12 protein-coding genes are annotated in these 13,928 nt (G+C 45.5%); all 12 read left to right on the forward strand.

From position 1 onward, the window contains the following. The first annotated feature begins 13 nt into the window (after positions 1-13). The 12 genes from zipA to L1D44_RS15925 all read left to right on the forward strand — a co-directional run bounded on the left by zipA (position 14) and on the right by L1D44_RS15925 (position 13,908). Positions 14-973 (forward strand): cell division protein ZipA, encoded by a 960-nt coding sequence (gene zipA, locus L1D44_RS15870; protein WP_239892180.1) that lies wholly within the window; start codon positions 14-16, stop codon positions 971-973. Between the two features lie 100 nt (positions 974-1,073). After that, positions 1,074-3,080, forward strand: coding sequence for an NAD-dependent DNA ligase LigA (gene ligA, locus L1D44_RS15875; RefSeq protein ID WP_239892230.1), 2,007 nt, complete (start codon positions 1,074-1,076; stop codon positions 3,078-3,080). Positions 3,081-3,243: 163 nt separating this feature from the next. Beyond that, positions 3,244-3,726 carry a DUF2919 domain-containing protein gene (locus L1D44_RS15880; RefSeq protein WP_239892182.1) on the forward strand — a complete coding sequence of 161 codons (483 nt, stop codon included), beginning with the start codon at positions 3,244-3,246 and terminating at the stop codon, positions 3,724-3,726. Between the two features lie 560 nt (positions 3,727-4,286). After that, a complete protein-coding gene (locus L1D44_RS15885) occupies positions 4,287-5,483 on the forward strand; it encodes an HD-GYP domain-containing protein (protein ID WP_239892184.1) in 1,197 nt (398 codons plus the stop codon). A gap of 103 nt (positions 5,484-5,586) precedes the next feature. Continuing rightward, positions 5,587-6,441 carry an SDR family oxidoreductase gene (locus L1D44_RS15890; RefSeq protein WP_239892186.1) on the forward strand — a complete coding sequence of 285 codons (855 nt, stop codon included), beginning with the start codon at positions 5,587-5,589 and terminating at the stop codon, positions 6,439-6,441. A gap of 106 nt (positions 6,442-6,547) precedes the next feature. Next, positions 6,548-7,126, forward strand: a complete 579-nt coding sequence (locus L1D44_RS15895) for a thiol:disulfide interchange protein DsbA/DsbL (protein WP_239892232.1) — start codon at positions 6,548-6,550, stop codon at positions 7,124-7,126. Between the two features lie 133 nt (positions 7,127-7,259). Beyond that, complete coding sequence (locus L1D44_RS15900; protein ID WP_239892189.1) at positions 7,260-8,162, forward strand: serine/threonine protein phosphatase; 903 nt, start codon at positions 7,260-7,262, stop codon at positions 8,160-8,162. A gap of 188 nt (positions 8,163-8,350) precedes the next feature. Then, positions 8,351-8,734 (forward strand): hypothetical protein, encoded by a 384-nt coding sequence (locus L1D44_RS15905; RefSeq protein ID WP_239892191.1) that lies wholly within the window; start codon positions 8,351-8,353, stop codon positions 8,732-8,734. A gap of 421 nt (positions 8,735-9,155) precedes the next feature. Further along, a complete protein-coding gene (locus L1D44_RS15910) occupies positions 9,156-9,422 on the forward strand; it encodes a DUF4212 domain-containing protein (protein ID WP_220770866.1) in 267 nt (88 codons plus the stop codon). A gap of 29 nt (positions 9,423-9,451) precedes the next feature. After that, the gene (locus L1D44_RS15915) at positions 9,452-11,170 is read left to right on the forward strand and encodes a sodium:solute symporter family protein (RefSeq protein ID WP_239892193.1); all 1,719 of its coding nucleotides are present in this window, start codon (positions 9,452-9,454) and stop codon (positions 11,168-11,170) included. 156 nt (positions 11,171-11,326) lie between these two features. Then, complete coding sequence (locus L1D44_RS15920; protein WP_239892195.1) at positions 11,327-13,174, forward strand: DUF294 nucleotidyltransferase-like domain-containing protein; 1,848 nt, start codon at positions 11,327-11,329, stop codon at positions 13,172-13,174. Positions 13,175-13,230: 56 nt separating this feature from the next. Further along, positions 13,231-13,908 (forward strand): exonuclease domain-containing protein, encoded by a 678-nt coding sequence (locus tag L1D44_RS15925; protein WP_239892197.1) that lies wholly within the window; start codon positions 13,231-13,233, stop codon positions 13,906-13,908. Positions 13,909-13,928 lie beyond the last annotated feature (20 nt).

The raw sequence follows: 13,928 nt of genomic DNA on the forward strand, positions 1-13,928 counted from the left end.
TACAGGGTAACCAATGGAAAATTTTCAACTGGTATTGCTTCTTATCGGTGTAATAGCCATTATCGCCGTACTTGTACACGGATTTTGGTCCATTAGAAAACAGCAACCTAAGGGATATAAGCAAAGCCCCATGGCCGATATTAGCCGTGAACGTCGCGATGCAGATGGTTTCGATAACGATGGCATTGGCGAGGTACGAGTTGTTAAAAATAGTGCTTTTGAAAACGAAACTAAAGCCGTCGAAGATAATCATCGAGAGGTTCAGTTAAATGGCACTACGGCCGAATCGTTTGAGTTGACTGACGCTCCTGCTCCTAAGGTGGCTAAGACCCGCGTTGAACCTTCTCTAATGACTCAGGAGCCAGTATTGGCTGCAGAAGCGCCTGTCCAAGAATCACTGTTTGCCACTGAAGAGCCAGTGATAGCAGAGCCAACGATTGTCGAGCCTACTCTTGAGGCTGCCCCGAAGGTAGTTAAACAAGAGGCTATCGAGCCAGAGGCAGTTGAAACAAAGCCTGAACCGGCCTCAGAGCCTAAACAAGAGCAAGTTGAAGAGTTAGGTGAGCCACAAGATGTATTAGTACTGCATGTGGTGGCGAAAGAGGGCGAAGCGCTCAGCGGCGCAGAGCTTTTACCGTGTTTATTGACGCTTAACTTTAAGTTTGGCGATATGAATATTTTCCACCGTCATGAAGACAACGCAGGTACAGGCAAAGTCTTATTCTCGATGGCGAACATGGTTAAGCCGGGCGTATTCGATCCCGACAACATGGAGCAGTTTAGTACCCAAGGTGTGGTGTTGTTTATGACACTACCTTGTTATGGCGATGCCTTAATGAACTTTTCCATCATGCTAAATTCTGCTCATCAAATCGCCGATGATTTAGGCGGCGAGGTACTCGATGGTGGCAGAGGCGAGTGGTCAGAAAGCACTAAGCAAAGCTATATTCAGCGGATAAGGGCGTTGGCTTAAGCTTAGATTGAGCCTAAATCAGCACCTAGCTTTAGGTGCTGATACGTAATTACATTTGAAAGGCCGCAGCAGCGGCCTTTGTTATTATTCGGATATTATGATGCAAGATGTTCAAAATGAAATTGCTCAGCTAACCGCTGAACTTAATCAACATAACTATCGCTATTACGTTGACGATAGCCCTTCAATTCCAGATGCCGAATACGATCGTTTATTGAAAAGGCTTAAATCCTTAGAGACGCAGCACCCAGAATTTTGTTTAGCGGATTCGCCAACCCAAAGGGTAGGTGGGGAAGCGCTTGCTAAGTTTGAACAAATAAAGCATTTAAAGCCGATGCTGAGCCTAGATAACGTGTTTGATGAGCAGGAGTTCACGGCATTCAATCAACGTATCGTTGATAAGACAGGTAAAGATTTAAGCTACTGCTGCGAGCCTAAATTAGATGGACTCGCGGTGAGCATCGTTTATCGTGATGGCGTATTTGAGCGCGCCGCCACCCGTGGTGATGGCCAAACCGGTGAAGATATCACTGAGAACGTGCGCACCATTAAGTCTATTCCGCTTAAGCTGCGTGGCGAGCACTTTCCACCGCTGGTTGAGGTGCGTGGTGAGGTGATCATGCCCCATAAAGCATTCGATGCTCTTAATGAGCGTGCTCGAACTAAAGGTGAGAAGCTGTTTGTTAACCCTCGTAATGCCGCAGCCGGTAGCCTACGTCAGTTAGACAGTAAGATCACCGCCAGTCGCGCGCTTGGTTTTTATGCCTATGCCCTTGGCGTAGTCGAGCCTGAAACATGGGAGCTTGCCGACAGTCACTACGGTCAGCTTGAGCAGTTACGCTCATGGGGCGTCCCTGTGAGCCAAGAAGTTAAGGTGTGTGAGTCAGTTGCCGACGTGATGGCTTACTACAATGATATTCAGCAGCGCCGTAGCAGCCTAGAGTTTGAAATTGACGGTGTGGTGGTGAAAGTCAACCAGATTGCTCATCAGCTGAGTCTTGGCTTTGTAGCGAAAGCGCCGCGCTGGGCGACTGCGTTTAAGTTTCCGGCTCAAGAAGAGATGACCCTGTTGGAAGGTGTCGATTTTCAGGTAGGCCGCACAGGAGCAGTAACCCCTGTCGCTAGATTAAAACCTGTGTTTGTAGGCGGGGTTACCGTATCGAATGCAACCTTACATAACGCCGATGAAATCGCGCGACTCGGCGTAAAGGTTGGCGATACCATTATTATTCGCCGTGCTGGTGATGTGATCCCGCAGATTGTTGCTGTGGTAGCCGAAAAACGTCCAGATGATGCTAAAGAGATCACTTTCCCTGCGCTGTGCCCCGTGTGCGACAGCGAAGTTGAGCGCGTTGAAGGTGAAGCCGTGGCTCGCTGTACTGGCGGCCTATTTTGCGAAGCCCAGCGCAAAGAAGCCATTAAACACTTTGCTTCACGCAAAGCGCTGGATATCGATGGCATGGGCGACAAGGTCGTCGAACAACTTATTGATAAAGAGTTGGTAGAGAGCCCTGCCGATCTGTTTAAGCTGACGGCATCGGCCATGACCATGCTTGAGCGCATGGGGATGAAGTCGGCAACTAAATTGGTGGCGGCAATCGAAGTAGCGAAGCAGACGACGTTTGCTCGTTTCCTTTATGCCCTCGGCATTCGGGAAGTGGGGGAGGCAACTGCAGCAAATCTTGCAGCCTATTTTAAAACTTTAGATGCATTGAAGGTGGCTAAAGAGGAAGAATTTATTAAGGTCGATGATGTAGGCACTATCGTCGCGGCGCATTTGGCGCACTTCTTCGCTCAACCCCATAACCTTGAGGTGATCGATAAACTTATCGAAGCGGGTATACATTGGCCTGCAATCGAAGAAGTAGCCGATGAAGACTTGTCTCTCAAGGGACAGACTTGGGTATTAACTGGCACCTTAACTCAACTTAACCGTAATGACGCCAAAGCAAAATTGCAGGCTCTAGGAGCCAAAGTGGCTGGCAGTGTTTCTAAAAATACTGACTGTCTCGTTGCAGGTGCTGCAGCAGGCTCGAAATTGGCTAAGGCGCAAGAGTTAGGGGTAAAGGTTATCGATGAAGAAGCGCTTATTGCGATTCTGTCGTAAGCAAAAGCATAAGCCTGCTTAATTTAAAAGCTCCTACGCTATTTGGCGAGGAGCTTTTTTATTGGCTGTAATTGGTATTAATGCTTGAAAACTGTTGATTTGTCGCCATATCTAATTCATCCCGTTCGACATTAGTCTGAATCAGTTAATTAAAGGAATTGGTTTGAATTTTAGTCATATCACTTGGCTTGACGATAAAGGTCATGTAAAGCCGCCGTTAATGCTCTATCTATTGCTAGTGTTTATCGCACGAGGTTGGTGTGTGTTTGTGGCGTCATTGACTCAGGCTAGCGATAGAGCCGCTTTGGTCGAACTGTTTTACCCGCAAAAGGCCGATTTTTTGATGGCCTTAGCTGCAGGTTTTGGTGCGTTAATCGTCTATGGTGCGGTTATTGCCGAGAGAAAACGCTCACCTAATTGGGTAAGGCCACTATTCCCCTATTTGAAATGGCTATTGGTGTTGCTGCTCATCATCGATGGTGGCTTGCTGCTGCAGCGAGTCTTACACTCCTATTATATGTATAGCTGGAGTATTGGCCTTGATGCACTGCTGCTATTTTGGAGTAGTTTATACCTGTATAAGTCTAAGCGCTTGAAACTGTACTTTAGTGATTGGAAAGAAAACGAACTCAAGACAGAAGAGTAAAAAAAAGACGCTGCAAGCAGCGTCAAATGAACCTTCATACAGAGAGTCACTCTGTATTCGTGATCCGTAGATTTACGATAAAAACCTTCTAAGGCTCGGCAATAATCAAACCGCGATTATGGCTTAACCTTGTTAAAGGACAATTGACAGTATTGCTTCCTAAACATCATCTTCGGGGCGACCGATCTTAAGAAACAGTTTTAGTATAGAGCGGTTGGATATTGTATGCAATTTTAAGTTGTACTTATTTGGCCTAAAAAAGATACAAATAGGGAATAACTTATTCTATATCGACTATATTGAAACCGTATAGATGGCTTTCACGTCTTGTTTTTCATTTAGGCGTGTCATTTTTTCTTCTTTTGTCATAAAGTTGACGCTACTGATTAGCCTACTTACTCTGTAGGGATACTGGCTTTATGGCCGAGTAGACTATTATTGACGGTAAAAAATGTCGACAGGTTTACTGACAAGAAGAGTCAGTTTGTATGACGCAAGGGTGTAGCTAACAGGATTAGTACTAAACGATAAGCTTAAAAGATAATGTTGGAGTGACATAAATGTCAAAGGCGGCAGAGTTGCAAATACCTTTGTCAGAGTTGAAAGTGGGTATGACAGTGAAGTTACCGCTTTCATGGACGGATCATCCTTTTCTATTTAATCAAATAGAGATCGAAAAAACGGCTCATATAGAGCTCATTAAGACCTTAAATGTGTCTCATGTTACCTTGATTGGCGGCAGTGAGCTGTTAACCGATGAGGTGACTCCTGTCGTTGAAGAGGTCCCAACCACGCCGAAGCAGTTAGCTGCAGACTCCAACGCCTTAGTCAGAAAATCCATTCGGTTAGGTCAGCAAAGATTTACCAAAGGCGCCAGTGATTGCCGGGCGGCGTTTTCAAAACTCGGCGCCGATCCCCAAGGTGCTTATCGCAGCGCTGCGAGCTTAGTCGAAGAGCTGATGGACCATCTTAAGGAAACAGACACTCCCCATTTAGCACTGGTCAACCCTGGTGAAGATATCTCGGTAAATCAACATGGTGTATCGATTGCGGTGTTATCTATGATGATAGGCCAAGCCTTATCCATGAACCATTCTCAGTTACGTGATATCGCCATGGGCTCATTGTTTCATGATATAGGTAAAGTGAAGGTGCCCGATGTGATACGGCGTAAGAAAAATAACTTGTCAGAACATGAAGTTAATTTTCTAAATATGCATCCAAACTTTGGCTATGACATGCTCGATAAAACGGGGCTGTTCTCTAGTGAGGCCTTAGATATAGTCCTGCATCACCATGAGTGGGCTGATGGCAGTGGTTATCCTCATGGTTTAAAGGGAAAGCAGATCGCTATAACCACGCAAGTTGTTAGTTTAGTAAATGATTTTGATCGTCTGCTTAGAGGTGGTGAAGGCCGCTCTCCACAGGTGGCACTGGGTTACTTATTTAAGAATCGGGCCGGCAAGCATGAGGCCGAGTTGATCTCTACCTTAGTTAAAGTATTAGGGATCTATCCTCCAGGTACTATGGTGCAGCTTAGCGACGGTGAGATGGCGAAGGTTATGGTGACCACTTCACAGGTTCAAAAACCTATAGTGTGGAGTTGTACACTTGACGGACAGAATGCAAGACTCCGCTTTTTGGCCGAAGAGTCTGAAGATATTATCGGGGTACTTAAAGTTGAAGAACTCTCATCTTCGGCGCTCAAAACCCTAGATGGCAACTCGACTGTTAGCTTTTACTTTAGTAGTTTGTAGCCAAGTCATAAATAAGCCCGAAACCCGAGTTTACTTCTTCCTCGATGCACTTCACTATGCTGCATACGAATATCGTTAGATGAATGAGCGAAAGAGCAAAAGCATGATTAAAACTGTCTGTATTGTTGGCTGTGGTTGGTTTGGGTTGCCCTTGGCGCAAGCGCTTGTTGCTGGTGGGGTGAAGGTGTTTGGCAGTAAGCGGCTGCAAACAGAAGCGCTATCTTTACAGAAGCTGGGGATTAATGGTTTTAGGCTAGATTTAGACGATGAGCTCCCGCTCTCACAAGAGCACACCGAAGTAGAGGAAGCTTTAGCTGCAGATTGCCTAGTGATCAATATTCCTCCTGGGCTGCGTAACGCTCCCGATGCCTATTTGCAACGGCTGGCTAAATTAAAACAGCTTATCGCCGCAAATAGCTATAAGAAGATAGTCTTCGTTAGTACCACAGGTGTTTATCCTCAACAGGATAAAGTGCTTAGTGAACAAGATGCATGTGCTCATTCAGAGGTAAGCGATAAGTTATTGCAAGCCGAAGCACTATTCTCCGATTTGGCTAATAGCGTTACAGTGCGTTTTGCTGGGCTTGTCGGTCCTAACAGGCACCCAGGGCGATTCCTTGCTGGCAAAACGGGTCTGCCAGAGGCTAGCGCAGCGGTCAATCTGGTCCATCTCAATGACTGTATCCTTGCGGTTTCCACACTATTATTTAATGAGGCGTCACGTGGTGTTTATAATGTTTGCGCACCGCTTCACCCTACACGACAGGCCTTTTATCGTCAGGCTGCGAGGGAGTTAGGTTTAGTCGAGCCGCAATTTTTAGCAAGTGAACAGACTACAGACTCCAGTGCTGAAGGCATAGTCGTTACCGGCAAACAGATCAGCGGTGAAAGACTCGTCTCAGAGCTTAACTTCGAGTATCAATTTAGTGATCCAATGGATATGCTGTTAGCCTGTTAACGGATTAAGTTATGTTTGGCTTATGCATTCATTTAACCAAGAGAGGAGCGATATGAAGCTTTTCAAACAATCAGTTAGTCAGATTTTTATTTTGTTTGCTGTGCTAATGCTGCCTATGCACAGTGTTTGGGCTGCACAATATAAAGAGGGCGTAGATTACGTCAAGATCGCTGGGATCCCAGAGAGTAAAAAACCTGTGGTAAGAGAGTTTTTCTCCTACAACTGTAGTTATTGTTACCGTCAAGATCCTTTCTTTGAGCAGACCGCTCAGCTATTAGAGGGCGATATTCAGTTTGAGCGAACCCCTGTCGGTGCTGGACGCTCCAGTTGGATTTTAAGCCAAGAAGCTTACTATCTGGCGCAAAAGTTCAATGTCACTAAGCAGGTGCACGGTAATATTTTCACTCGTATTCATGAGAAGGGAAATGCCTTTACTCGCCCAGAGCAGTTGAAAGACTTTTTTGTGAGCCAAGGACTTAATGTTGAAGAGGTTGAGGCCGCAATGAATTCAACTGACGCCAAACTAGCGTTAATGAACTATGACACTCAGGCGCAACTTGCCGAAATTCGCGGTGTGCCATCACTTGTGGTGAATGGACAATACCTCATTAAGGAGCAAGGAAAGACACCTAAGGAGCTAGCCGAACTGGTACGCTACTTGAGTGAGCTTGAGGCGCCTAAGTAACTTAAATAACGTAAATAGCTTAAGTAAATTAAATAACGTAAGTCATTTAAGCCATTGTCATTGATATATGATAATGGCTAGTGGCACGTTATATTGGCAACATTGAATTAATCACGGGCTTGTTAGAAAAAAAATGGCTATGCACCAAGACGCTATAAAAGAACATATCCAGCTATGGTTATCTCGGACAGTTGAAAATGGCGCTGTTAGGGAGTCGTTTGAATCTTCAATCGCAATGGGCTGTGACATTGGCAATATAAGGCCGGAAAATCAAGATAGAGTGGTATGCGTACAGGTACAAGTTACCGCTTGCGACGCTTTTGTCATGGGAATTTTATGTGACGGCATGGGCGGAATGGCCTCAGGCGCAAATTGTGCCAGCCTGAGTATTGCCTCATTTATAAGTAGTTGTGTCAACAATCTAGACTTACCTGTGGCGGAGCGCTTGTTAGGGGCAGCTGAAGAGGCGAATACCGATGTTTATTCCATGTATAACAGCAATGGTGGCGCGACCCTATCGGCTTTTCTTTACGATACAGCTGGACAATTTGAAGCGATAAATGTCGGCGATAGCCGAATATACGCAAATTTTGCTCATGGTATTAAGCAGTATTCGATAGATGATACTTTTGCAGGGCAGAATGCGGATGCCGCAGGCGTACATTTAAGTAAAGGCTTGTTGCAATATATTGGAGTTGGACCTGATCTAAAAACGCAACTCGTAAAGTTGCCAAAGTTTCGCAACATCAAGCGACTCATTTTGACCTCTGATGGTGCCCATTACATTGAAGCCAATACTTTTAAGCAAATACTCAATCAGAAGTTATCTGCATCTGAGCTTTGTAACCGGCTTATTCAAGTGTCAAAGTGGTGTGGTGGCTATGACAACACCTCAATATTAATTGCTAATGATCTGCTGAAGGTTTTTGCCCAGCCAGAAAAAACATCTCTACCGCCAGGTACGGTTAAGCTTTGGGACTCGTTTGGTGAGATACAATTCATCGGAGCGATAGCCCCAGCTAGCATTGGTTTATAATGACTAAAAACGGCTAATATTCTGCCGCTTAGGCTGACCACTATGGAGCTCTTGTTGATTTTGCTGTGGCTGGTCTAGCTACAGCTTTATCTAGTGCTTACTTGTCTAGTATTCGGTTTGCCTAGTATGAGCTTTTTAGCTTGCTGTTAGGTTAATGAAACCACTGTTTTTGATGTGATATTTAAAGCATGAAGCTACTCTTAAAGAAATGGTTGTTATTGGGACTCTGGGTTCTATTAAGTTTTACTCTGAGTGCCGATGCCGGAAATACAGGCGTATATGGTTCTTTAATACCTGTTGGGCCATCATTTATGGCTGGTGACTATGTCAGTCATGGTTTTTGGTCTAATGATATTGAGTTTTACATGTTCCTTTTTTGGTTCTTGGGATTAATCACTTTTTTATTGAGCCGAAAATTATTAGTTTTATACATGTCAGGATTAATTTTTGCTCAAATGCTGTTCATTGAAACGGTTAATGATGAGCTATTAACTTTGTCTGGCTATCTATTGCTTATTCCTGTTGAGCTCTGCTATTTAATGGCATCATGGTTTGTCCTCAAAAAGCATTAAGGAGATAAACATAAGGCTATTGCAACATAAGTTTGACTCGCCCAGCCGTTCGTCTCTCCGTCCTATTTTTCCCTATTCAACTTTCAAAATTTCTATCGAATTATAATTAGGTTCTTTACCTGCATATCACAGCAAGCTATAGCCTTCTCTTAACCCGTGTATATTCGATTTCACTTTATATTTTGATTTGTTCAACATGATTTCTCGCCTTTCTCTATTACTACCTTGGTCTAAGGTTTTGTTTGAAAAATGCTCAAGGTTTACGTTGGCGTCAACATGTAACTGTCTGTTAATAAGTTGTTTTTGTGTTATCGGCTTGAAAGTTTCCGTTGGCGTTAGACTAAGGTCTTGATTGTTGTTCCGTCAGTGCTTGTTAGATTAACTCATGACTTAATATAAAAATCAGCACATGGGAGTCACTATGAGTTTTGAAAGCAACGAGAAGGCAGAGGGATATTGGCGCGAGAATTTGCGTCTAGTACTTGGCTTACTAGCCATATGGGCTGCGGTGTCATTTGGCTGCGGCATTTTATTAGTAGATGTGCTCAATGAGATCCATTTCATGGGGTTCAAGTTGGGGTTCTGGTTTGCACAACAGGGTTCTATGTATGTGTTTGTGGCGCTTATTTTTGTCTATGTCGCTAAGGCGAACGCATTAGATAAGAAATACGATGTTCACGAAGATTAAGCCCAAGCCATTAAATAAGGAATCATGAGATGGATGTACAAACATTAACCTATCTGATTGTCGGGTTTACTTTTGCCCTATATATCGGAATCGCGATCTGGTCTAGAGCTGGGTCTACTAAAGAGTTTTATGTTGCAGGTGGCGGTGTGCCTCCTGTGATGAATGGCATGGCGACTGCTGCGGATTGGATGTCAGCGGCATCATTTATTTCGTTGGCTGGTATCGTTTCTTTCGTCGGTTATGACGGCTCAGTATACCTAATGGGTTGGACGGGCGGTTATGTACTGTTAGCCCTGTGTATGGCGCCATACCTACGTAAGTTTGGTAAGTTTACCGTGCCTGACTTTATTGGTGATCGTTACTACTCACAGGCTGCTCGTACTGTGGCGGTAGTATGTGCCATCTTTATCTGTTTCACCTATATCGCTGGGCAGATGCGTGGTGTGGGCGTAGTGTTCTCACGATTCCTTGAGGTGGACGTGGATACTGGCGTTTATATTGGTATGGCAGTGGTGTTCTTCTATGCCGTGCTTGGTGGCATGAAGGGAATTACCTACACTCAGGTTGCACAGTACTGTGTGCTTATTTTTGCATTCATGGTGCCAGCTATCTTTATCTCAGTGATGATGACGGGTCATATCATACCGCAAATTGGCTTTGGAGCTGAATTAGTCGACGCCGCGGGTAATGGTACGGGTGAGTATCTGCTAGATAAACTCGATGGCTTATCGAACGAACTTGGATTTGCCCAGTACACCGAAGGTTCTAAGAGCATGACTGATGTGTTCTTTATTACAGGCGCTTTGATGTTTGGTACTGCGGGTCTACCACATGTTATTGTACGCTTCTTCACTGTACCTAAGGTGAAAGATGCACGTGTATCTGCTGGTTGGGCATTGGTATTTATTGCCATCATGTACACCACTATTCCAGCACTATCAGCGTTCTCTCGTGTAAACATGATTGAGACCATTAACGGTCCAGAGTCTACAGGTGTAGCTTATGAAACAGCACCTGAGTGGATTAAAAACTGGGAGAAGACCGGTCTAATTTCATGGGATGATAAGAACGACGACGGCAAGATCTACTATGCCAAAGGCGCTGAAAATGAAATGAAAATTGACCGCGATATCATGGTGCTTGCGACCCCTGAGATTGCTAACCTCCCTGCATGGGTGATTGCGCTGGTTGCTGCTGGTGGTTTAGCGGCGGCGCTATCAACGTCTGCAGGCCTGCTGTTGGTGATTTCAACCTCAGTGTCTCATGATTTATTGAAGAAAAACTTTATGCCAGATATCTCCGATAAGAAGGAGCTTATGTATGCACGTATTGCAGCTGCGGCGGGTATTGTTATGGCGGGCTACTTCGGTATTAATCCTCCTGGCTTTGTTGCTGCGGTAGTTGCAATTGCATTCGGTCTCGCGGCATCGTCGCTATTCCCAGCAATTATTATGGGGATCTTCTCTAAGACGGTAAACAAAGAAGGTGCAATTGCGGGTATGGTGACTGGTCTGCTATTTAGTGCCTCTTATATCGTTTACTTTAAGTTTGTAAACCCAAGCGCTAACACGGCTGACAACTGGTTATTCGGTATTTCACCTGAGGGTATTGGCCTTATGGGGATGGTTGTTAACTTTGGTGTTGCTTTTGCGGTAAGTAAAGTCACTGCGGCTGTGCCACAAGATGTTGTCGATATGGTTGAGTCTATTCGTTTCCCTAAAGGGGCGGGTGAAGCACAAGATCACTAGTGACTGGCAACGGAAAACAAATAAGAGCGCTTAGGCGCTCTTTTTTTTGGCAGGATGAGTCGCTACCAAGTTAACGTATTGACCTTTAGTCGAATAGAGTGAGGCAGTAAAACCACGATATAGTGTTCCATTATTGTTTGGTTATGGGGTGGCTTAATGGATGCCAGTGAACTACAGCCCATCTTGCAGTTCCTGCAGGAAAGAGTGCCGTTTGGGTCTTTAGAGGGAGACGCTTTATCTCGCTGTTGTCATGCATTAACTATAGGTTATTACAGCAAAGCTTCAGGTTTTGTCCCGCTTGACCCAGCTAATCCCCAGCTTTATATCGTCCGCAGTGGTGCATTTGAGGTGCGTGATAAAAATGGCGAGTTACTCGATAGGCTAGGCGAGGGGGATTACTTCGGCTTCCCTTCACTGTTGTCTGGTGAGGACGCCAGCAACCGCGTCGCTATTCTAGAAGATGGCTTGGTGTATCACCTGCCGCCGGATATGTTTGACTTCCTTCGCCAAGAGAGTCGTGAGTTCGATCGTTTCTTTAACCGGGCTTTTGCTAAGCGGTTACGGCATCAGGGACGGTTTAAGGCAAAGGAGCTCACGACGACTAGCAGAGTCAGCACCTTAATGTCTCATTCGCCACTGACGATAGATATGAAAGCCAGTGTGGCAGAGGCGAGCCGATTGATGCGCTCATCCCGAGTCTCGTCAGTATTAGTCATCGACAATAACAAGCTCGTTGGCATTTTAACCGATAAAGATCTGCGTAATCGTGTACTCGCCGAAAATCTCGATGGAAGTTTACCTGTGCATCAGGCAATGACGACTACGCCAGTATCGATAGAGTCCAACTCTTTGGTATTCGAAGCCATGTTACTGATGAGCGAGCACAATATTCATCATCTGCCTGTGGTTGATAATGGCGTAACAACCGGAGTGGTGACCAGTACAGATATACTGCGGGGCCAGAGCTCTCAGCCTTTGTTGCTTATTGGTGAGATAGAGCGGCAGCAAGATCTGCAAAGTCTAATTCAGGTGAGTAAACAGATCCCGCTACTGCTGCAAAACTTGATCAGCGCCGATGCCAGAGCCGAAGAGATTGGTCGCGTGTTGACCTCGGTAACCGATGCGTTGACGAGACGTCTAATCGTACTCAATCAGCAGATCCTCGGTGAGGCCCCCATGGCTTTTTGTTGGTTGGCTTTTGGCTCTCAAGGTCGGCAAGATCAAGCCGCCTGCTCAGATCAAGATAACGGCTTGCTACTTGCCCATGAACCCGATGAGGCGGCCCAAGGTTACTTTGAAGCCTTGTCGCATGCCGTGTGTAAAGGCTTAGATGAGTGCGGCTATATTTATTGTCCCGGCGACATCATGGCGCAAAACCCAAAGTGGCGTATGTCTCTGGATAAATGGAAGCAGGTTTTCGACAAGTGGGTCAATACGCCTGAGCCCAAAGCGTTGATGCATGCCAGTATCTTCTTTGATATGCGCAGTGTTTATGGTCCGCAAACACTGTTTGATGGCCTGCAAGATGCCGTACTGAGTAACACCAAAGGTAATGATATCTTTCTAGCTGGCTTAACCAGTAACTCACTGACAAGCTCGCCACCGCTAGGTTTTTTTAGAAAGTTTGTGCTTGAGCGTGACGGCAGCGAAGTTAAAGGAATCGACTTGAAACATAAAGGCAATGCCTTGATTAACGATATCGCACGGGTGTATGCCTTATCTGCAGGGATTAAAGAGGTCAATACTGCCAAGCGTATACGTGCGTTGATGGACCAAAGTATCATCAACCGCAAAGATGCGCTCAACCTTGCCGATGCCCATGAGTTTATTGCTCATATGCGCCTTTCAAATCAAGGCTACCAGTATACTCAGTCTCTGCCGGTGACCAACTATCTTATGCCTCAGAACCTTTCCTCTTTAGTTCGTCACCAATTGCGGGACGCCTTCAAAGTGGTTCACGACGGCCAAGTTGGGCTAAAACTTAAGATGATGCGCAGTTATTAAGCTCGTTGACTGTGTAAAATAGAGTCGGTAGAGGCTGTTAAATTGAGAGTGCTCATTTGAGAAATTTGTATTTAAAGACACGATTGCAGCTTAATGCCTTGCTTTGCAAAGATGCGGTTATTAGTGATTATAATCGAGCATTGGTCGCGCAACTCGCTAAGCCGTTGTCGCAGTTGCCCTTGATGGCTGTGGATCTTGAGATGACAGGCTTAGATTGTCAGTTCGATCAGATCTTGAGTATCGGTCTCATTCCAATTCATGACGGTTTACTGCAAGTTGCGAAATCTCAGCACCAGCTAGTGAGTATCGATGGTAGCGTTGGCGACAGCGCCGTTATCCATGGGATCCTTGATAATCAACTGGCCAAAGCGGTGAGCGCCAAGCAGGCCATGGCGTGGTTTTTAGAGCAGACTAAGGGGCATGTGCTGGTGGCTCATCATGCGCCGTTAGATCTTTGTTTTTTAAAGGCTGAAATTCAACGTTGTTACGGCCAGACAATACAGTTTGTGGCAATCGATACCATGGCGGTAGAGAAAAAGCGCTTGCTGAGGCAGCACGATGTGATTAAAGAGGGCACCTTAAGGCTCGACGCCTGTCGCCGCCGTTATGGCTTACCTGTATACGCAGCCCATAATGCAGCCGTTGATGCGCTTGCCTGCGGTGAGCTGCTATTGGCGCAGATGGCTGGGATAGCGGGCAATGATGAGTTGAGCTTGTTCGACTTGTTGGGTTAACTCTATGTGCGCTCGTGATG

It is taken from the genome of Shewanella sp. Isolate13, assembly GCF_022398325.1.
In the GTDB taxonomy this organism is placed as follows: Bacteria; Pseudomonadota; Gammaproteobacteria; order Enterobacterales; family Shewanellaceae; genus Shewanella.